This window comes from Williamsia sp. 1138, from assembly GCF_002095435.2.
GTDB lineage: Bacteria > Actinomycetota > Actinomycetes > Mycobacteriales > Mycobacteriaceae > Williamsia.
The window spans coordinates 297,171-315,062 of sequence record NZ_MJEJ02000052.1 but is presented as its reverse complement, the minus strand read 5'-3'; the positions used below and the strand labels follow the sequence as shown (position 1 = coordinate 315,062).

The following is a 17,892-nucleotide window of genomic DNA, read 5'->3' as shown; positions in this document are numbered from 1 at the left end:
CGGATCCAGATGGCCCGCCACCTTCGCCATCATGTCCACCGCTTGATCGCCCACGCTGACACCGCGCTTCTTCGCCCGATCAACATCATCAGCCAGCCTGCCGTCGGGATCCAAGTAGTCCACGATCCGCTCGCCGATCGTCTCGACCGCAGCAGGATTGTATCTGCGGCACAGATCAGCCAGCGCCACCTCAGTATTCGCCCGTTGCTCCGGATCGATCTTGTGCGGAATCTTCCCCATCACCTTCACCACCGCACCGACGTGATCGAGATCGATCACACCTTCGGCCAGTAGGGCTGCGGTCTCCGGGAACCGAGGCTCGATCACCTCACCGCTCGGAGTCACCGACGGCGTCAAAGCATCCATCGCCTGCACTCGCGCCTTCGCCGCACCCGGACGCAACCGCGCCACCGACGTCAACACCGCCGCGGGAGAGGAACATCCCACCTTCGAATACGCCCGCCGCACAGCGACTTCCCGCAACACAGGCAACCCCGCCGCCGACAACCGCCGCGACGCGACCTCCAACCGTTCCACCACCCGCACACAATCCACGTCAGACAGAGCAGTCAGATCCAACTCCGACAGGCGTGCGATCGCAGCATCCAACTCCGACACCACACCCACCACCGGCGAATCGATGACAACACCATCAGACATGCAGGCCCCCCAGCCCCAGAAACACACGCGGACAACAACAACCAGAACGGATTCGTCGTCAAAAGAGTTTCTCTACAACCGACGGTACCCCAGAAACTTAGATTTGTCGAATGTTTGTTCGAACCAATCTCGCGGTTGACACTTGATGAACCAGGAAGTATTCAGCTCGATGTCGGCTGCAACTTTGGAGTCTGGGATGTCCCTGCTGGCCTCAGCAGCCAAGAAACGACGAAAGCCGGAACACCGCGTGGTGTTCCGGCTTTCGCCAATAATGCGGAGATTACAACAGCAGTGCTGCTATCAGCCGATGCTGAACGGAGCGCCCCAGAGGGTGACGATGCCGGTGACCGAAGGAGTCTCGACAGTCACATTGACATACGCCTTCGCTTCAGCGAAGCCGGCGCAGCCGTCGATCTTGAAGGTTTCCTGGCTGTAGGCGATGCCGCCCTGGTTGCCTTCGAACGTGAAGTTCGTCGGATCATCCTCGCCACCGCTAATCACAGGCACGTACGTGGCCTCGCCCGGCTTCAGCGAGAAGCCCAGCTCGCCCTTACCCGATGGAGTGGTGACGCGCTCGCCACCAGGCGTCTTGGGCGCCGCGTTCTCGAGACCCGCGCCACCCTTGCCGCCGGCACCGAAGTTGAGCTGGCATCCCACAATGTAGCCAGCTTCAACGGTTGCACCGTCAGCTTCGCCTGCGATGTCAACCAGGACCTTGCCGGACAGCCACACGTTGCGGCTCGTCGGCAGAGCGACCGTCGACGGCTGGTAGTTGACGAACTCGTCTTTGAGCGTGACAGTGACGCTCGTTCCGTCGATCAACTTCTGGGTTGCGGTTCCACCGGGCAGTGCACCTGCAGCGGCACCGCCAGCACCCATGCTGCTTAGTGCGATAGTGGTTACACCGGCGAGGCCGGCGATCGCGGCGAGACGACGCGAAGTTTTGTTCTTCATGATTCCCCTTATGAGAATATCAATCTGCTTGCGGCAGATAAGAGTTCGAGACTGGTTGGACTATCTGCCGGCGATCAGTTGATCGAGAACGGTGCGCCGTAAAGTGTCGACTTGATGACGTAGTTGCCCTCAGTCTGGACGATCGTGAACGCGCGCGCCTGAGCGTATCCGCCGCACAGCTGGACATCGATGCCCTGTCGCTTGTACTGGATGCTGGCGAAGCCTCCGTCAAAGCTCTTGCTTCCGATGGTTGCAACCTTGACCTCGCCCGGGGTCAACGGAACCGTCAAGCTTCCGGACAGCCCAACGGTGCCGCCAATGTCTGCGCTACCAGTCAGCGCGCCCTCGAGGCCGTCGATGTTGATCTGGCAGCCGATGATGTAGCCAGTGGTCAGTGTTCCAGCAGCCTCTCCGGCCTGGACGGTCACTAGCCCGGAGACCTCAGCGGCGCGTCCCGCGCCGTTGTTCGCCTGCGACGGCACGGGGTACGCGCTCTCGCCGGTCCGGGTGAGCTTCACGACGGTGTCGTCGACACCCACGGTGACCTTTTCGCCACTGGGCAGCGGTCCGGCGGCGGCATTGCCGGCGCCCATGCTTGCCAGGCCAAGGGCCGCAACGGCGGTAATGGCGCCAACGCCAACGACTCGGCGCAGGCCGAACATGCTCATCTTGCTCATTCGTTCCCTCTCACAGGATTGCTGTGTAATCCAAGCTCAACCAAATCGTGAGCTTGAAGTGACCAACTGGTTCGTCGGAATCTTCTATGGGAAGAGTTAACGGGCGGGTATGCCCAAGGTTTCCCATTTGTTAATTCCGGCCGAACATTCGGCCACACCGCGATCGCCATTGGGGACGGGTCACGGGACACGTCCAGCCCCCGCACTGGTACTGGAAGTATCGAGCGGAACGTTAGTGTGCTGGCCGACCGCAAGCAACAGTTAGAAGAGAGCGTGTTCGGAAACAAAAGATCCGCTGTACTGGACAGCGGATCTTTGGTAGTGCAGCAGATTCAGTGAATTATCAGGAAAAGGCCAGGACCGACCTGTAACTGAAATGCTATTCACCCGTGATGAGGCGGACGATTCTCCAGAAACCATTCGTCACTTTGCATATCGTCGCCTGTGTGACCTTCGTCACTACGACCGAGCGGTCGCTCATCGCGGGTGGTCGAAGGCAGATCGTCGCCGAAAATCTTCTCTAATTCCGCGCGTTCTTTACTTCGCTTGGCTATCGAAGGGTCCGGCATGGCAGTGGCCTCAGAAGTTGCTGATCGAGGTGATGAGGTGTTTGGCCATCGGGGTGATGGTGGCCATCCCGTCCCGGACCGCGGCCCTGGAGTTGGCCAGATTGACCACGATCGTTTGCCCGGAGATACCTGCGAGTCCGCGAGATAGACCCGCGTCCATCGCGCCGGCAGCCAAACCCGAACTGCGCAACGCCTCTTCGATGCCCGGCAGCTTGCGGTCGAGGAGATCCGCGGTCGCCTCCGGGGTCACGTCACGCCCGGCGACACCGACACCTCCGACCGAGATCACCAGATCGACGCCACCGATGACCGCCGTGTTGAGGGCGTTACGGATCTCGACCTCGTCGGACTCCACCGCGACGACGGCGTCGACGTGGAAACCGGCTTCCTCGAGCAACTCGCCCACCAGCGGCCCGATCAGACTCTGATCCTCACCGTGCGCCGCACGATCGTCGACGATCACGACCAGGGCTCGGCCCAGATCCTCTTCAGCCAGGTTCAATGACCTCATCCGCAGTCCTTCCGCTTCGATCTCTTCGGCGCGGACGGCGAGCTGTTCGGCCGCAGCATCTGCGGCCACAACATCCGCCTCCCCGATCACCATCGCGGAGATATCGACATCTCCGAAGGGAACTGTATCGGGCGGGGTGATCGTCACGGTCCTCAGTCGGGCACCGAGGCTGTCAGGGGCTTTTTCAGAGTCTGGCGATTTCACGGGCTAACGTCCTCCGGTGTCCAAGGTGTCGAGCGTGACTTGAGCGGTCTTCTCCTGGCCGTTCACCTCATAGGTGATCTCCACGGTGTCACCGGGTGCGTGTGAACGCACCGCAGCGATGAGAGCGTCACCGGAAGGGATGACCCGATCGTCGAGCTTGGTGACCAGCGCGCCGTTCGGGATGCCGGCCTTGGATGCAGCGCCCCCGCTGGTGACCTCGCTGATGAGGGCACCCGGGTCGTCGGCGGACGGTGCACCCGAGCGCACCGACACTCCGAGACCCGCCTGGGTGGCCTTGCCGGTCTGCTCGAGCTCGTTGGCGATGCGCATGGCCTGGTCGATCGGGATGGCGAAGCCGAGGCCGATGCTGCCGCCGGTCTGCCCCTCGGAGAGGCTGGCAATCGCCGAGTTCACCCCGATCAGCGCGCCGTTGGCGTTCACCAGGGCGCCGCCGGAGTTACCCGGGTTGATGGCCGCGTCCGTCTGGATGGCGTCGATGACCGACGCTTGTCCGTCACCCTCGCCACGCGTGGACACCGGCCGGTTGAGTGCGCTGATGATTCCGGTGGTGACGGTGCCGTTGAGACCCAGCGGGGAACCGACGGCGATGACTTCCTGACCGACCTCCAGATTGTTCGAAGTACCCACCTCGATGGGGGTCAGCCCGGTCTTGTCGACCTTGATGACCGCGATGTCGGAGATCTGATCAGCACCAACGACTTCCGCGGCGGCAGTGCTGCCGTCGCTGAAGGTGACCGTCAGCTTCGGCGAGCCACCCGCGCCGGCGACGACGTGGTTGTTGGTCAGGATGGTGCCGTCCGCGGTGAGCACGATGCCGGATCCGGAACCGGAGGCCTGGCTGCCCTGCACCTCGATGGAGACCACCGACGGCGTGACCTTGTCTGCCACGGCCTGGGTCGACCCGGCCGGAGCGGCTGCGGGCTGGGTGTTGTTGCGGTCGCCGCCGAGCACGCTGTCGCTGTTGGAACTCGAGTTGGAGGCGTTGTCGCTCACATTGGCGCCGACCACACCACCGACACCACCGGCCACCAGAACCAATGCCACTGCCGCAGCGGCCAATCCGGCCTTCGCTCCGCCGGAGCGTCCCGACTTGGCCTTCGGCTGGGCCGGTGCGTAGGTCTGGGGTCCGCCGCCGTAGGGGTTGTTGTCACCGGCGCCGGGGAACGAGTTGGTGCCCGGTGTGGACGTGGTCTGGGCGTACCCGGAGTAGGGAGTGGACTGGCCGTAGCGGCCCGCGTAGGGGTCCTGCGCGCCGTAGGCGTAGCCGGGCTGCTGGCCGGATGCGGGCTGGCCCGCGCCGCCCTGACCCGGGGTGGGCTGCTGGCCGGTGGACGGGCGCCCGTACGGGGTCTGGGCCGAAGAGCCGAAACCCTGCGTTCCCAGATTGGTGGTGGGCTCCCCGGCCGGGGGCTGCTGGCCCGCCGAACGAGGGTCGAACGACGACGTCCGACCGTAAGGGTTGTTCTGAGGCGCAGACTCGGCAGCATCCTCGTGCCTACCGAACTGTTCCGCGGGATTCTGCTGTCCCGCTTGACCCGATTGTGCCGCTTGACCCGATTGTGCACCGAACCCTTCGCCGTCACCGGTTCCGCGCTCGTTGTCGTTGTTGCCGACCATGTCCTCCGCTTGCTTTCTGCCATGCGCACCATTGCGCGCTCTCCGCTGCCGCAACATTTCTCGGCACTGATGAATACCTTGCTGTGTCGTCCTGAGATGGGGCTGAGATAGCGCTGTTGGTTTACCCCTCAATTCTCCCACCAGTAACTATGAGTGGAAGGGAGGTCGGCTCAACGAATGACCGCGGACCTGTCCACGGAGGACGCTACTGCTGCACCACGCGCGGTGCGATCTCCGCTGCGGTCGGCGATCCGGGCAGGCTGATGGTCACCAGAGCGCCGCCGAACTCGGACTGTTCGGCCCATACCGAACCGCCGTGGCGAGTCACCACCTGCCGCACGATCGCGAGGCCGAGCCCCGATCCGGGCATCGACCGCGAGGCGGTGGACCGGTAGAAGCGCTCGAAGACGAGCTGACGATCTTCGGGTGGGATACCCGGACCGGCGTCGGCGATGGCCAGTTCTGCCCTGTCCGGTTCGACCTGTGTCAGCCGGACCACCACGGGCTGATTCGGCGGGCTCCACTTCGCGGCGTTGTCCAGGACGTTCAGGACCGCCCGCGAGAGTCCGGCACTTTCACCGAACACGAACCAGGGACTGACCTGCACCGAGAAGTCGACGTCGCTGCGGCGCCGGCGAACCCGCTCGAGGCTGCGGTCGACCACTTCTGCCAGATCGATCTCTTCGTACACGACCTCGGGGGCGTCCTCCCGGGCAAGGTCGACGAGGTCGCCCACCAGCGTCGACAACTCCCCGATCTGCGCCATCACATCGGTGCGCAGCTCGGCCATGTCGGACTCCGGGATCGGACGCGCGCCGGGTTCGCTGGAGGCGATCAGCAATTCGAGGTTGGTACGCAGCGACGTCAGCGGGGTCCGCAACTCGTGTCCGGCGTCGGCCACGAGGCGGCTCTGCCGGTCTCTCGACTCGGCCAGCGCCCGCAGCATGAGGTTGAAACTCTCGGTGAGCCTTGCCAGTTCGTCATTGCCGATGACGGGAATCGGCGTCAGGTCGTCGGTTCTGGCCACCCGTTCGGCGGCGCGGGTCAACCGGGCCACCGGTCGCAGACCGGCTCGGGCGACTGTCGTCCCGGCCACCGCGGCCAGGATGACGCCGCAACCTCCGATCACGCCGAGCACCCACGCCAATCGATGGAGTACGTCGTCGGTGGCGGCCAGACCCTGCGAGATGATGATGGTGTTGCCGTCGGCGAGTTTGCGCGCCAGCACCCGCTGATTCTTGGCGGTGCGCAACGAGTACTCGGACTTCCCGTCCACCACCTCCTGCTCGGACGCGCCGAACGGCACGCTACCGAGCTGGAATCCGCGACCACCGGGCATCACGAGGGCCACCGAGATGTCGGTCGAGTAGACCGTTCCGGCGACGAGGGATTCGGGTGAGTCGTCGAGGATGCCGAGCTGCGCCACGGCGGTCAGACCGTTGGCCCGGTTGTTGAGCTGGGAATCGACGTCGGCGTACATGGCCCGGTAGACGACCGCGAAGGCGGCAGCGGCCATCACGGCGACGGCGATACCGACCACGGTCGCGGCGAGGATGGTGATGCGCCAACGCAGTGAGATGACCCGAGTGACCGGCGTGGGCGCGCGCATCTCCCTCGGCGCCGGAGCGGCGTCGAGTTGCGTAGGGCGCCTCGGGGTCAGGATGCCCGGCCCGGTCGACTGATCGGCCGGCGCAGAGGCGTGACGGTGATAGAAGCTCACGATTTACGGCGGGGTCTCCCGCAAGACGTAGCCCACGCCCCGCACGGTGTGGATCAACCGGATCTCACCTTCGGCCTCGGTCTTGCGACGGAGGTACCCCACGTACACCTCGAGCGCGTTGCCCGAGGTCGGGAAGTCGTAACCCCACACCTCCTCGAGGATGCGGCTGCGGGTGAGCACCCGCCGCGGGTTGGCCATCAGCATCTCGAGCAGCGCGAATTCGGTGCGGGTCAGGCTGATCGACCTCTCGCCCCGGGTGACGTCACGTGTCACCGGGTCCATGGTCAGATCCTCGAACGTCATCGCCTCCGAGTCCGGCAACGGCTCGGCCGTCGCGCGACGCATCAGCGCCCGCAACCTGGCGAGCAACTCCTCGAGTGCAAACGGCTTCGGGAGGTAGTCGTCAGCCCCGGCGTCGAGACCGGCCACCCGCTCGGACACCGAGTCCCGAGCGGTGAGTACGAGGATCGGCAGGTCGTCGCCAGTGCTGCGCAGTCGGCGGCACACCTCGAGCCCGTCCAGCCGCGGCATCATCACGTCGAGAACCACCGCCTCGGGGCGATCCGATGTGATTTTTTCGAGTGCTTCGACACCGTCGCCCGCAGTGGTCACCGTGTACCCGTTGAATGTCAGGGACCGGCGCAGGGACTCGCGAACGGCACGATCGTCGTCCACAACAAGAATGCGCATGCCAACAGTCTTACGTGCACGACTGAGAGTGCGCTAAGGAACCCCTGTTCCCGGCGTGTCCAGATGCAAAAGCCGGTGGCGACACGATGAGTTCTGCGCAGAACTCGGGTCTGACGTCATGAGAGTAGAACTGCGCCGAATGGAGGCTCGGATGGCTGGACTCGATGGCAAGGTCGCCATCATCACCGGGGGTGCGCGGGGACAGGGGCGGGCACACGCAGTGACGCTCGCCCGCGCCGGTGCGGACATCGTCGTGTGCGACGCCGTGACCCGGATCGATGAGGTCGACTACGACCTGCCGACTCCGGCAGATCTCGAACAAACGGTGCGCGAGGTCGAAGCGCTGGACCGTCGATGCCTCGACCTGCGAGCTGACGTCCGCGAACTGGAGGCCATGCAGGGGGTCGCAGAGAAGGCGGTGGCGACGTTCGGGCAGATCGACATCGTCGTCGCCAATGCCGGCATCGCGAGCGCGGCGCCGATCGCCACGATGTCCGCCGAGCGCTGGCAGACGATGATCGATGTGAACCTCACCGGCGTCTTCAACACGTTTCGGGCGGTGCTCCCGCACCTCATCGAGCGGGGGTCAGGACGGATCGTCGCCACCTCGTCGTCGGTTGCCCCGACCGGCGCCACGAACTCCGGGCACTATGCCGCGGCGAAAGCCGGGGTCCTGGCCCTGGTGAAGTCGGTGGCGTTCGAGGTCGCGCAGTACGGGATCACCGTCAACGCAATCCTGCCCGCCGGGGTGAACACGCAGATGATCCACAACCCGACGACCTATCGGATGATCCGGCCCGATCTGGAGAACCCGACCCGAGATGATGTCGAAGAGATGTTCCGGCAGGGCCGTCCACGGCCGGGCCTGCTGGAACCACAGGATGTGGCCAATGCGGTGCTGTTCCTGGTCTCCGATGAAGGGCGTTGCCAGTCAGGCGAATCCATCACGCTCAACAACGGCATGAACTGACGCGGTTGCTCAGGACGCGCCGAACGACTCCCGGTGCACCACGTCGTCGAAAGAGCGTCGATCCCGCCAACCGAACCGTTCGAGATCGGGTACGGCCTGGAGTTCGGTGACCGGCCCCAGACACAGCCAGGCCACCACCTCGATGCCGTCGGGGATGCCGATCAGCTCGTGCAGAAACGATTCGGTGTAGAACGACACCCATCCCACCCCCAAACCCTCGGCGGTGGCCGCCAGCCACAGGTTCTGGATCGCCAGCCCCACCGACAGCCGTCCGGTCTCGTCGATCGTGTGACGGCCGAGAATGTGTCGCCCGCCGCGTGCCGGGTCGTAGGTCACCACCACCCCGGTGCCCGAACTCTCGATCCCTTCGACGACGATCGGCCTGAAGGTGTCGGCTCGATCAGAAGGCAACGATCTGGCGAAGGCCTCTCGTCGCTCCGCCACATGAGCGGCGAAGCGCCGCAGAATATCCCGATCCTGGACGACCACGAAGTCCCACGGCTGGGTGTTGCCGACACTGGGGGCCGCGTGGGCGGCCGAAAGGACACGGTGTAGCTGGTCTTCGGAGAGGACGTTCCCCGTGAACTCGTTACGCACGTCCCGGCGTGCAGCGATGGCTTCGTAGACGTTCATCTCGGCTCCCCCACTCGTATCTACCGCCGACCGAGCGCCCGCTGCGGCGCGGTCGGCAGCTTCCAGTTCCACTGCAGACTCGCAAGGCGTAGCCCGGTGGCGAAAACTCCACCGACCACGAGTCCGGTCCAGTCGGGCCAGCCGACGCCGTCGACGATCACCACGGCCAGCGCCCCGCACATGGCCGGAACGGCATAGAGATCGGACGGCCGGAGCAACAGTGGCACCTCGCCGGCGAGCACATCGCGGATCACGCCACCACCGACAGCAGTGGTGATCCCGATCAGGACGGCTGCGATCGCACTCGACGCGTGGTCGAGCGCGAGCAGTGCACCGGAGACCGCGAAGACCCCCATGCCGATGGCATCGAGGAAGAGGACCGCTGGGTAGAGCCGCTTGAACGCCGGGTGGAAGAAGAACGTGAGGAGGCCGGCGATGATTGCGATGGTCAGGTTCGGCCAGTGCTGCACCGACGTCGGCGGGGTGATGCCGAGCAGGAGGTCGCGAACGATTCCGCCGCCGACTCCGGTTGCGGCACCCATCGAGAGGATGCCCCAGAGGTCGAAGTCCTTGCGAACCCCGACGAGGGCGCCAGAGCACGCGAAGACGGCGATACCGGCGAAGTTGAGGACGTCTTGCAGCACCACGAACCTCATCTCCCTGAGATCGTCCCCGTGAGTGGTGTCAAAGGGAAATATGCCCTTGGACACCTCGGAAGTGGACGATCTCAGGGAGATCGTCCAGGCACAACAAAAGACTGACCGTCAGCTGACGGTCAGTCTCTGTCGTTTAGAGATTGGTGAAGGGCTCGAAAGCCTTCAGCGCTTGTCGAGATCGACGATGCCGAGCTTCACGGCCTTGACCAGACGACGGGGCACGCGATGTGCCACACCGCCGACCTTGACCTCTTGCAAAGCCGGGTTGTCCGCTTTCCACTGCGAACGGCGGCTACGAGTGTTCGACCGCGACATCCGGCGCTTCGGTACAGCCATGATTCAGCCCTTCATTTCTTTCGTTTACGTTCCGGGGGTTGTGCGTGTCCGTTTGCCGTAGCGGCGCTCGAACTTCTGCACTCGTCCTGCGGTGTCCAGTACCCGCTGCGCACCGGTCCAGAAGGGGTGCGAGTCGGACGTGACATCGACAACCACTAGAGGGTACCGGTTACCGTCCTCCCAATCCAAAAAGACCTCGGAACTGAGCGTCGACCGGGTGAGGAATGCCTTGCCCGTGGACGCGTCCTTGAAGATCACCGGCTGGTAGTCGGGATGGATGTTCGCCTTCATGACTTGTCCTCTCTTTCCGGGTTCTTCCCGGGGTTGTCAGGCTTTGGACCAGCCAAATCCTGTACTTCTAGGAACCATTCGGAGGGTGGTTCTGTTCCCTCGAGCAGCGCTCGTTCATCGAGCATGTCGTCACACGGATCGGCGTGGGTGACGCCGAAAGGATCAGACAATCCGTGCCAGCCGGACTGGCCGGCGGCCAGCTCCTCGTCGGTCAACACGGCGGCTTGCAGTGTCCGCCGAATGCGGTTCGGATCGGCCTCCACCGACACCGCCACGATCGAACTGCTGCGGTCGCCGTACAGCGGATGCCACCGCAGCGAGGCCATCGCGAGCCGCTCCGGGTCACTCGCCGCGACCTGGTCGTCGGTCATCGCGGCCAGCCAGGTGCCGCCGGTCGCGATCCGCAGTCCCCCACCGGCGCTCTCGAGCCACAGCGCTTCGTCGGGCTGGGTGGCGAGCCAGAGTCGGCCCCGCGCCGCGACCACCCCGTCGAGCAGGACGTCGATGGCGTCGTGAAGACGCTCCGGGTGAAAGGGGCGATCGGATTCGAACTCGACGACGTTCACGCCGCAATCCGGGGTCAGCGGTGGTTGCCCCCGCAACAGCGGATCGTGCGGACCGGTGATCTCACCCCGGCGCGCGCCGTCCGGAATCGAGGCGATGAGGTTGCGCATGATCGTGGGTCCGAGCTGACGCTGCGGCAACTCCATGATGATCGGCGCAGTCGGGTTGAGTCGCTTGAGGACGGCGAACAACTTCGCAGCCGACCATCCGTCAGCTGCTTGCCCGTCAGATGGTCGAGCTCCGCCTCCGGTTTCGTCTCGGTGCACCACCAACGCGTCCGCGAAGTCGACGTGCCCCACAGCCAACTGCGCCACCGTCCTTTCGTCTTCAGTGGAGCCGCGGTCGTCCTCGGCGAGGATCCTGTCTCCGGTGGCGTCCTCGAGCCAGGTGCCCTCGTGGATGCAACCGATCACCGCATCGATCTGGACGTCGAGGCCGGCGGGACCGTCCACCTGCCCGGGAACGTCCGCGACGACGACGTTGGAGATGGCCCACGAGAGCGGTTCGGGTTCCAGCGCGGGGTCGAGGGCGAGCACGATGCGGTCGACGTTGCCACGCCGGTGCAGCGCTCGGAGCAACGGCAGCACGTCCTCGCGCATGGCGCAGGACAGGCAACCGTGATCCAGTGCGCTTTGTGTCGTGCGTGAATCTGTGTGGCCGTTGAAGTCGGTGGTCGACACGGTTCGGACGATCGTTCCCACCCCCACGAGCGACAGGTCGTGATGGACCACCGCGGTACCGGGTACCGCGAGGGCCTCGGCACTGCGGATGGTGGCCCCGCGATCGAAACCGGTGACGATCACCAGCGGGGTCTTGTTGACCAGGCGGGTCACTGAACACACTCCTATCGGGAATCGTTTTCAATTACTGAGTGTTGAAGGTACAGTCCAACTCGTCGGTTGTCGACAACCATTCCCATTAACCAACGAGGAGGGCCTCGATGTCCGCGCACTGTCAGGTCACCGGCCGCACACCCGGCTTCGGCAAACAGGTGTCGCATTCACACGTGCGCACCAGCCGCCGCTGGAATCCCAACATCCAGCGGCGTCGCTATTACCTGCCCAGCGAGCACCGGACCATCACGTTGACGGTCTCGGCGAAGGGCATCAAGACCATCGACCGCATCGGCATCGAGGCCGCGGTCGCGAAGATTCGCGCACAAGGAGAGAAAATCTAGATGGCACGCAACGAGATTCGCCCGATCATCAAACTCAAGTCGACAGCAGGGACGGGATTCACCTACGTCACCCGAAAGAATCGCCGCAATGATCCCGACCGGATGGTGCTGCGCAAGTTCGACCCGCGCGCCCGGCGGCACGTCGACTTCCGCGAGGAGCGCTGATGGCGAAGAAGTCCAAGATCGAGAAGAACGAGCAGCGCAAGGTGATCGTCGCGCGGTACGCCGAGCGCCGAGCGGCACTCAAAGAGACCATCCGGAGCACGAAGTCGTCCGACGAACAGCGCGCCGAGGCCCAACTGGCGCTACAGCGACTCCCCCGCGACTCGAGCGCCACCCGCATCCGCAATCGCGACGCGGTCGACGGCCGGCCGCGCGGATACATCGGCAAGGTCGGACTGTCGCGAATCCGGCTGCGTCAGATGGCGCACAACGGCGAGCTCCCGGGCATCACCAAATCCAGCTGGTGACAACAGCGTTCACCGCCCGACACCTTCGACCAACAAGGAGACACCATCGTGGCCAGGCGCCCCGCCAAACCCGACCTCCCAGCCAAGCGCAAGCGCAACATGCTGCTCGCGGCCGGCGTGACCACCGTCGACTACAAGGACACGGCCCTGCTTCGCCAGTTCCTGTCCGATCGCGGCAAGATCCGTAGTCGTTCGATCACCGGCCTCGACCCACAGCAGCAACGCCAGGTCGCCACCGCCATTCGCAATGCGCGCGAGATGGCGCTGCTGCCCTACCCCGGCTCCACTCGATAGCGGCAGAACTTTCCACTTGCACAAGTGGAAAGTGACACCTAGGCTTTCCACTATGGAAAGTGATGAGGCGAAAGATCTACTGCGGGTCGCCGAACGAGCCGAGGCCGCCCCGTACATCGACTACCCACCGACTCCCTGGTGGTACTTTCCGACGATCGGGGCGTGGGCCGCGGCGATGATCGCGACCTTCACCTGGTGGCGGGAGAACGCAGCCCTGTTCGTCGGATCGATCGCCGTTCTGATCGTCTTGGAGATCGTGTTCCTGCGGTGGATGACCCGTCGGCACGGCGCACTGCCGATGCCGGGCAAAGGCTCGCCGCCGGCCGAGATCCAACCGGTCTGGCGTGGCTACTTCATCTCATTACCGGTGGTCGCCGCGGTCGTCGCACTGTCGTGGTGGCTCGGCGGGGTGCTGGTCGCGGCGCTGACGGCCTTCATAGTCGTCACAGCCGGTTTGGTGTTCTACGAGCAACGGTATGACCGGGCGGCCGCGGCGACCAGGGCGCGGTTGGCATGATCGATGGTCTCGACCCGCTCATCCACGCCCCAAAGCGGCTCGCGGCCATGGCGATTCTCGCAAACAGCTCGAGCACGTCGTTCAAGTTCCTCAAGGACCATCTGAAGCTCGCCGACTCCGACCTGTCCAAGCAGATGTCGGCCCTCGAATCCGCCGGATACATCACGGCCTCCAAAGAAGGTCTCGGACGTGGCAGCAGCACCACCTTCCGGATGACCTCGGCGGGCCGTCGGGCCTACGAGAGTCACCGCAACGCCCTCCGCGCCCTCCTCGATCCCCGATGATGGGTCGTTCTGGCGAACGAAAGCCCAGGTGGGACCCGCCAAAAGGACCCACCATCGGGGGTACCTAGACTGCTGAGGTGTCAGGCGTAATCCAGGGTTTCACGGTGATCTTCATCGTGGTCTTCGTGGGATTCATCCTCGGCCGCACCGAGGCTCTTGGTCCAGGTGCGGTAATAGTGTTGTCCCGCTTGGTGTTTTTCGTCTGCACGCCGGCGCTGCTCTTCTCTTCCCTGGCCAAGGCCGACCTCGCCGACGTGTTCTCGACGACGCTGGTGGTGGCCGGCGGCAGTGCGTTGCTGATCGGTGCGATCTATTTCGTGATCGCCCGGTGGTTGCTGAAGCGGCAGGTCCCCGAGGCGACCATCGGCGCACTGTCTGCGTCGTACGTGAACAGTGCGAACCTGGGTATCCCGATCGCGATCTTCGTTCTCGACGACGCCTCGTTCGTGGCGCCGCTGCTGCTGTTCCAAATCATGGTCTACTCCCCGCTGGCGCTGACCGCCCTCGATCTCACCGCAGTGGGACGCACCGATTCCGACGGCGCCACTCGTCGAATATCGTTCCGCGACACCGTCGTGACGCCGTTCACCAACCCCATCGTGCTGGGTGGAGCGGCCGGCCTGGCTATCTCCATCATCGGGGTCACCTTGCCCGAGGCGGTGATGGAGCCGTTCGACATGCTCGGCAACGCCTCGGTCCCGGGGGCGCTCCTGGTGTTCGGGTTGTCACTCACCGGCGTCAGCGTGCTGCAGAAGGGGCAGAGCCCCCGCCGCGACGTCGCCCTCGCTGCCTTCCTGAAGATGGTGGTCCAGCCCGTACTGGTGTACTTCCTCGCCCGATTCGCGTTCGGTGCCACCGGCCACGAACTGTTCGCCCTCGTTGTCATCGCAGCATTGCCGACCGCCCAGAACGTCCTGGTGTACGCCACGCGTTACCAGCGCGGGGTGGTGCTCGCCAGAGATTCGGCGCTGGTCACGACGCTGATCGCGATACCGGCGATCGCGCTGATCGCATTCCTGCTTGCGTGAGTCGCTACGCGATCGGATGATCCGGTGCGATCAACGCCGCGATGTCGGTGGCAAGCGGGTACGCGATGTTGCCCTCCTGCGTCCCCTGCTCGGTAGGCGTGGCGGCGACGGCGATCGTCACGGTGCCGATCTTCGAACGATGGGCCGGCAGCGTCAGGACCGTCGAGGTGTACCCGTTGAAGAACGGGTTCGCGTAGAACCAGTCGTTGTTGATGAATACACCCAGACCGTACGACCGCGCGGTCGTCAGAGTGGCAGGGCCAAACGGTAGACCGGCCAGACCCTGATCGGTGAGCTCTTGATATCCGTTCTCACCGAGGAACCGGGACGAACCCAGCAGCGCATCGAAACTCGAAGCGGCGTCGTCGATGGTGGTCGTCTGCACGGACCCGTTGGCGATGGTCCACGAAGGACTCCAGTCGATGGTGTCCTCGTAGACACCGCGGTCGGTGCTGAATCCGTGCAGTGCCGGCGCCGGGATGGCCGCTTCTTGATTCGACACCGTCTCGGTGAGTCCGAGCGGATTCGAGATGTAGGTGCGCAGCAGTTCGGCGAGCGGCGTGCCGGTGGCCTTTTCGAGCACCAGGCCCAGGATCACGTAGTTGCTGTGCGAGTAGCCGAATTCCGTCCCGGGCTCGAAGGTGCGTTCCTGGGCGAACGAGAACGACAGCAGCTCCTCGGGCGTCCAGTTCTTGTAGACGTCGGCGAGATTCTGCTCGGTGAACGACTCGTCGGTGACATAGTCCGGGTATCCGGCGGTCATCGATGCGAGCTGGCGTGGGGTCACCTTGTCGGCGTACGGCAGGTCGGGACGCCACGTCGAGATCGGGTCGTCGAAGCCGACGATGCCTCGCTTCTCCAGTTCGACGAGAAGCGCGCCCGTGTACGTGATCGCGATGGCCCCGTTACGGAAGTGATCTCGGGTGGTCGCAGGCACCCCCGGTGCGGCCTCGCCGAACGCGAGATCGGCGACGACCTTCCCGTCCACCCGAACCTGCACGATCGCCGAACGCAGATTGCCGTCACCCACCGCATCGAGAATCACGTCGTCGACGGCGGCGGGGAAGTTGAGTTCGGCGGCGGCCGGCGCGGCGGTGATGGACACACCGACCGCCATCGCCGCCGAGATGGCGACGGCTGACAGAACTCTGGGCAGGCGGAACAACGTCATCGGGTCCTCCGGTCTCGGATGAGAAACGATATCCCGGCGCCAATCCTTGTGCACTGCGAACGAGTCATCAGAGCGCGGGACTCTGAGCTGGGAGGGAAACCGCGGCCCATGGTCGAGACCACCGGGCAGCGGCTAACCTCACAAGGGTGAGTGACCTGATTCCTGCAGAAGACCCTGACCAGGGCCGCAGCCGCCTGCGTGCGAGCGACAGTGACCGAGACTTCGTTCACCAGATCCTGTCCTCTGCGATGAGCCAAGGCCATCTGAGTCCGGTCGAATATGAGGAACGGGCCGGTAAAGCCGTCGCGGCCAAGACTTTCGGCGAACTCGATTCGCTCACCGACGATCTGCCCGTCAACCAGCTGACCACAGCACCGGTCGCGACTTCGCGGCGGGTGAATCAAGCGTCCGCCGGAGTCGAGGTGATCACCAGTCGCGTGGCCGTGATGAGTGGTTCAGAACTGAAGGGTCGGGTCGCCGTCGGCGAGCATCTCAACGCCTTTGCTCTCATGGGCGGCGTCGAGATCGATCTGCGCGACGCCGAGTTCACGTCCGACCAGCTGACGATCCGCGCGAACGCGATCATGGGCGGCATCGAGATCGTCGTGCCCCACGATGCGACGGTGCGGATCACGGGGATGGGCATCATGGGCGGGTTCAGCGGCAGCCGCAACGCCGAGGGCAAAGGCGTCCCCGGCGCTCCGACGATCACGGTGAGTGGGCTCGCCATCATGGGCGGGGTCGAAGTGGTGCGCCGGAGTCCGCAAGGTGAAGAAAAGATGTCACTCGACAAGTGACGACTCCCGTCGGCGCCGCCCGAGGTGTCAGCGGTACGCGGCGACGAACGGGCAGTCGAACGGATCGGCAAATCCCATGCCCACGCGGTTGAGATACTTGATGACGATGCCGTACGACTCGATCAGACCCGCTTCTGTGTACGGAACATCGTTCTCGAGGCAGTAACGGATGACGAGCGGCCGGGCCTGCCGCAGGCTCGCACTCGGCATGCTCGGGAACAGATGGTGCTCGATCTGCAGATTGAGTCCGCCCATCGCCCAGTCCATCGCCCGACCACCGCGAACGTTGCGAGACGTGCGGACCTGCCGCTCGAAGAAGTTGACCCGAACGTCCTTCGGGACGATCGGCATCCCCTTGTGATTGGGGGCGAAACTGGCGCCCATGTAGAGCCCGAAGACCACCGACTGGATGATGAGGAACACCGCGCCGACGCCCCAGCCCATCGCGCTGAACACGAGCACGGGGAAACCGATCAACCGGATCGAGAGCAGAGTGAGCTCCAGGCGACGCCGACTCGGACGGGTGCCGTCGAAGAGAACTTTCAGCGACTCGAAGTGCAGGTTCACTCCTTCGAGCGTGAGCATCGGGAAGAACAGCCAACCCTGGTGGGCCCTGATCCAACCCTTGAGGCCGCCGGTGTCCTCGAAATCTTCTGGCACGAACATCAGCGCACCGGTCGCGATGTCACCGTCCTTGCCGATCTTGTTCGGATTCGCGTGATGTTTGGAGTGTTTGCCCTGCCACCAGCCGTATCCGAGACCCACGATCAGGTTGCCGATGAGTCGGGCCGCCCACTCGTTCGCCTTGCCGGAGGCGAACACCTGCTTGTGGGCGCTGTCATGCGACAGAAATGCCGTCTGGGTGAACAAGATTCCGAATACTGGAGCGATCGCGAGTTGCCACCACGTCGAACCGAGTGCGAAGACCACAGCGAACGTGGCGAGAAACGCACCGAGCAGCAGAGCGAGCCGGGCCGCGTACCAGCCGACCCTGCGTTCGAGCAGGCCAAGGGCTTTTACCTCGGAAAGAAGGTCGGCATACAGTCGAACCTGATCGTTCCGGGTCGCATCCATGCCTGAA

23 protein-coding genes are annotated in these 17,892 nt (G+C 64.4%); 9 read left to right on the top strand and 14 right to left on the bottom strand.

Annotation, left to right across the window (positions count from 1 at the left end; translation table 11 throughout):
* From BH683_RS25005 to BH683_RS24970, 7 genes are all read right to left on the bottom strand, one after another.
* Nucleotides 1-660 (bottom strand): DUF222 domain-containing protein (locus tag BH683_RS25005; protein ID WP_143695959.1); only part of this gene is annotated, 660 nt, incomplete at its 3' end.
* Nucleotides 661-960: 300 nt separating this feature from the next.
* Nucleotides 961-1,614, bottom strand: a complete 654-nt coding sequence (locus BH683_RS25000) for an MspA family porin (RefSeq protein ID WP_084838968.1) — start codon at nt 1,612-1,614, stop codon at nt 961-963.
* A gap of 74 nt (nt 1,615-1,688) precedes the next feature.
* On the bottom strand, nt 1,689-2,291 hold the full coding sequence (locus tag BH683_RS24995; protein WP_084838967.1) for an MspA family porin: 603 nt from the start codon (nt 2,289-2,291) through the stop codon (nt 1,689-1,691).
* 579 nt (nt 2,292-2,870) lie between these two features.
* Complete coding sequence (locus tag BH683_RS24985; protein ID WP_240498368.1) at nt 2,871-3,518, bottom strand: MogA/MoaB family molybdenum cofactor biosynthesis protein; 648 nt, start codon at nt 3,516-3,518, stop codon at nt 2,871-2,873.
* 60 nt (nt 3,519-3,578) lie between these two features.
* Nucleotides 3,579-5,213 carry a trypsin-like peptidase domain-containing protein gene (locus BH683_RS24980; RefSeq protein ID WP_084838965.1) on the bottom strand — a complete coding sequence of 545 codons (1,635 nt, stop codon included), beginning with the start codon at nt 5,211-5,213 and terminating at the stop codon, nt 3,579-3,581.
* Nucleotides 5,214-5,418: 205 nt separating this feature from the next.
* Nucleotides 5,419-6,876 carry a HAMP domain-containing sensor histidine kinase gene (locus BH683_RS24975; protein ID WP_246833588.1) on the bottom strand — a complete coding sequence of 486 codons (1,458 nt, stop codon included), beginning with the start codon at nt 6,874-6,876 and terminating at the stop codon, nt 5,419-5,421.
* 60 nt (nt 6,877-6,936) lie between these two features.
* Complete coding sequence (locus tag BH683_RS24970) at nt 6,937-7,623, bottom strand: response regulator transcription factor (protein ID WP_084838963.1); 687 nt, start codon at nt 7,621-7,623, stop codon at nt 6,937-6,939.
* A gap of 151 nt (nt 7,624-7,774) precedes the next feature.
* Between BH683_RS24970 and BH683_RS24965 the strand changes: the two genes are divergently transcribed.
* The gene (locus BH683_RS24965) at nt 7,775-8,593 is read left to right on the top strand and encodes a mycofactocin-coupled SDR family oxidoreductase (protein ID WP_084839012.1); all 819 of its coding nucleotides are present in this window, start codon (nt 7,775-7,777) and stop codon (nt 8,591-8,593) included.
* A 9-nt stretch (nt 8,594-8,602) separates the two neighbouring features.
* Here BH683_RS24965 and bluB read toward each other — a convergent pair whose 3' ends face one another.
* The 5 genes from bluB to BH683_RS24940 form a co-directional block, all read right to left on the bottom strand.
* Nucleotides 8,603-9,226, bottom strand: coding sequence for a 5,6-dimethylbenzimidazole synthase (gene bluB, locus BH683_RS24960; RefSeq protein WP_084838962.1), 624 nt, complete (start codon nt 9,224-9,226; stop codon nt 8,603-8,605).
* A 20-nt stretch (nt 9,227-9,246) separates the two neighbouring features.
* The gene (locus tag BH683_RS24955; protein ID WP_084839011.1) at nt 9,247-9,870 is read right to left on the bottom strand and encodes a trimeric intracellular cation channel family protein; all 624 of its coding nucleotides are present in this window, start codon (nt 9,868-9,870) and stop codon (nt 9,247-9,249) included.
* A gap of 174 nt (nt 9,871-10,044) precedes the next feature.
* Nucleotides 10,045-10,218: a 50S ribosomal protein L32 gene (gene rpmF / locus BH683_RS24950; protein WP_023962752.1), complete on the bottom strand. Its 174-nt coding sequence runs from the start codon at nt 10,216-10,218 to the stop codon at nt 10,045-10,047.
* Between the two features lie 24 nt (nt 10,219-10,242).
* Nucleotides 10,243-10,509 carry a type B 50S ribosomal protein L31 gene (locus BH683_RS24945; RefSeq protein ID WP_084838961.1) on the bottom strand — a complete coding sequence of 89 codons (267 nt, stop codon included), beginning with the start codon at nt 10,507-10,509 and terminating at the stop codon, nt 10,243-10,245.
* Complete coding sequence (locus tag BH683_RS24940; RefSeq protein ID WP_246833583.1) at nt 10,506-11,906, bottom strand: GTP-binding protein; 1,401 nt, start codon at nt 11,904-11,906, stop codon at nt 10,506-10,508. The genes BH683_RS24945 and BH683_RS24940 overlap by 4 nt, the downstream gene beginning before the upstream one ends.
* 107 nt (nt 11,907-12,013) lie before the next feature.
* Between BH683_RS24940 and rpmB the strand changes: the two genes are divergently transcribed.
* The 7 genes from rpmB to BH683_RS24905 all read left to right on the top strand — a co-directional run bounded on the left by rpmB (nt 12,014) and on the right by BH683_RS24905 (nt 14,843).
* Nucleotides 12,014-12,250 (top strand): 50S ribosomal protein L28, encoded by a 237-nt coding sequence (gene rpmB, locus BH683_RS24935; protein WP_084838960.1) that lies wholly within the window; start codon nt 12,014-12,016, stop codon nt 12,248-12,250.
* The gene (rpmG, locus tag BH683_RS24930) at nt 12,251-12,415 is read left to right on the top strand and encodes a 50S ribosomal protein L33 (protein ID WP_084838959.1); all 165 of its coding nucleotides are present in this window, start codon (nt 12,251-12,253) and stop codon (nt 12,413-12,415) included.
* Entirely contained in the window at nt 12,415-12,720 is a 306-nt protein-coding gene (gene rpsN, locus BH683_RS24925; RefSeq protein ID WP_084838958.1) for a 30S ribosomal protein S14, read from the top strand. Before rpmG ends, rpsN begins: the two co-directional genes overlap by 1 nt.
* 48 nt (nt 12,721-12,768) lie before the next feature.
* Nucleotides 12,769-13,014, top strand: a complete 246-nt coding sequence (gene rpsR / locus BH683_RS24920; RefSeq protein ID WP_084838957.1) for a 30S ribosomal protein S18 — start codon at nt 12,769-12,771, stop codon at nt 13,012-13,014.
* Nucleotides 13,015-13,066: 52 nt separating this feature from the next.
* Nucleotides 13,067-13,531 carry a hypothetical protein gene (locus tag BH683_RS24915; RefSeq protein ID WP_084838956.1) on the top strand — a complete coding sequence of 155 codons (465 nt, stop codon included), beginning with the start codon at nt 13,067-13,069 and terminating at the stop codon, nt 13,529-13,531.
* Entirely contained in the window at nt 13,528-13,815 is a 288-nt protein-coding gene (locus tag BH683_RS24910; protein ID WP_084838955.1) for a transcriptional regulator, read from the top strand. Before BH683_RS24915 ends, BH683_RS24910 begins: the two co-directional genes overlap by 4 nt.
* Nucleotides 13,816-13,892: 77 nt before the next feature.
* Nucleotides 13,893-14,843 (top strand): AEC family transporter, encoded by a 951-nt coding sequence (locus BH683_RS24905; RefSeq protein WP_084838954.1) that lies wholly within the window; start codon nt 13,893-13,895, stop codon nt 14,841-14,843.
* Between the two features lie 4 nt (nt 14,844-14,847).
* On the opposite strand, the gene BH683_RS24900 is transcribed toward BH683_RS24905, so the two are convergent.
* Nucleotides 14,848-16,014, bottom strand: coding sequence for a serine hydrolase domain-containing protein (locus BH683_RS24900; RefSeq protein ID WP_084838953.1), 1,167 nt, complete (start codon nt 16,012-16,014; stop codon nt 14,848-14,850).
* 155 nt (nt 16,015-16,169) lie between these two features.
* Here BH683_RS24900 and BH683_RS24895 point away from each other — a divergent pair, with 155 nt between their 5' ends.
* On the top strand, nt 16,170-16,811 hold the full coding sequence (locus BH683_RS24895; protein ID WP_094647748.1) for a DUF1707 domain-containing protein: 642 nt from the start codon (nt 16,170-16,172) through the stop codon (nt 16,809-16,811).
* 27 nt (nt 16,812-16,838) lie between these two features.
* Here the strand turns inward: BH683_RS24895 and BH683_RS24890 are convergent, their stop codons facing one another.
* On the bottom strand, nt 16,839-17,885 hold the full coding sequence (locus tag BH683_RS24890) for an acyl-CoA desaturase (protein WP_084838951.1): 1,047 nt from the start codon (nt 17,883-17,885) through the stop codon (nt 16,839-16,841).
* Nucleotides 17,886-17,892 lie beyond the last annotated feature (7 nt).

What these genes read in the sequence shown, in the direction of transcription:
- BH683_RS25000 (WP_084838968.1), bottom strand. Translation starts at nt 1,614, where the DNA reads ATGAAGAACAAAACTTCGCGTCGTCTCGCCGCGATCGCCGGCCTCGCC.
- BH683_RS24995 (WP_084838967.1), bottom strand. Translation starts at nt 2,291, where the DNA reads ATGAGCAAGATGAGCATGTTCGGCCTGCGCCGAGTCGTTGGCGTTGGC.
- BH683_RS24980 (WP_084838965.1), bottom strand. Translation starts at nt 5,213, where the DNA reads ATGGTCGGCAACAACGACAACGAGCGCGGAACCGGTGACGGCGAAGGG.
- BH683_RS24970 (WP_084838963.1), bottom strand. Translation starts at nt 7,623, where the DNA reads ATGCGCATTCTTGTTGTGGACGACGATCGTGCCGTTCGCGAGTCCCTG.
- BH683_RS24965 (WP_084839012.1), top strand. Translation starts at nt 7,775, where the DNA reads ATGGCTGGACTCGATGGCAAGGTCGCCATCATCACCGGGGGTGCGCGG.
- bluB (WP_084838962.1), bottom strand. Translation starts at nt 9,226, where the DNA reads ATGAACGTCTACGAAGCCATCGCTGCACGCCGGGACGTGCGTAACGAG.
- rpmF (WP_023962752.1), bottom strand. Translation starts at nt 10,218, where the DNA reads ATGGCTGTACCGAAGCGCCGGATGTCGCGGTCGAACACTCGTAGCCGC.
- BH683_RS24945 (WP_084838961.1), bottom strand. Translation starts at nt 10,509, where the DNA reads ATGAAGGCGAACATCCATCCCGACTACCAGCCGGTGATCTTCAAGGAC.
- rpmB (WP_084838960.1), top strand. Translation starts at nt 12,014, where the DNA reads ATGTCCGCGCACTGTCAGGTCACCGGCCGCACACCCGGCTTCGGCAAA.
- rpmG (WP_084838959.1), top strand. Translation starts at nt 12,251, where the DNA reads ATGGCACGCAACGAGATTCGCCCGATCATCAAACTCAAGTCGACAGCA.
- rpsN (WP_084838958.1), top strand. Translation starts at nt 12,415, where the DNA reads ATGGCGAAGAAGTCCAAGATCGAGAAGAACGAGCAGCGCAAGGTGATC.
- BH683_RS24915 (WP_084838956.1), top strand. Translation starts at nt 13,067, where the DNA reads ATGGAAAGTGATGAGGCGAAAGATCTACTGCGGGTCGCCGAACGAGCC.
- BH683_RS24910 (WP_084838955.1), top strand. Translation starts at nt 13,528, where the DNA reads ATGATCGATGGTCTCGACCCGCTCATCCACGCCCCAAAGCGGCTCGCG.
- BH683_RS24900 (WP_084838953.1), bottom strand. Translation starts at nt 16,014, where the DNA reads ATGACGTTGTTCCGCCTGCCCAGAGTTCTGTCAGCCGTCGCCATCTCG.
- BH683_RS24890 (WP_084838951.1), bottom strand. Translation starts at nt 17,885, where the DNA reads ATGGATGCGACCCGGAACGATCAGGTTCGACTGTATGCCGACCTTCTT.